The sequence below is a fragment of the Paraburkholderia sp. SIMBA_054 genome (assembly GCF_046534875.1).
In the GTDB taxonomy this organism is placed as follows: domain Bacteria; phylum Pseudomonadota; class Gammaproteobacteria; order Burkholderiales; family Burkholderiaceae; genus Paraburkholderia; species Paraburkholderia hospita.
This window is the reverse complement of sequence record NZ_JAWRXV010000341.1, coordinates 1-371: the sequence shown is the minus strand read 5'-3', so window position 1 is coordinate 371 and position 371 is coordinate 1. Positions and strand designations below refer to the sequence as shown.

General features: G+C 62.5%; 1 pseudogene. It reads right to left on the bottom strand.

Going from position 1 to position 371, the window contains the following annotated elements:
* Nucleotides 1-371 (bottom strand): annotated as a pseudogene (locus SB822_RS55385) (DNA ligase-associated DEXH box helicase); the annotation flags it as partial.

The window sequence follows — 371 nt, the reverse complement described above, 5'->3', positions numbered from 1 at the left end:
CGCGCACTTCCTGATCGAGCGAACCATGATGCAACGCAATTGCGCCGGCCCATTGCGGACGCGCTTCGAGCAGCGCCTGATACCAGACTTCGCATTGCGAGCGCGTGTTGGTAAATACGAGCGATGTCTGCGCCTCGCCGATCGCCTCGGCCACGGCCTCGACCTGGCGCATTCCCATATGACCGCCCCAAGGAAATCGCTCGATGGTCTCGGGAATAACCGTGTCCACGATCAATGCCTTCGGCAGCTTGCCGTGCACGCTGACACGCGGGGTTCTGACCGGGGAGAGCAATACATCGGCGGCGAAGGGAAGGTTGCCGAGCGTCGCCGACAAGCCCCATATCTGCAAATCGGGCCGCCAATGCGCGAGC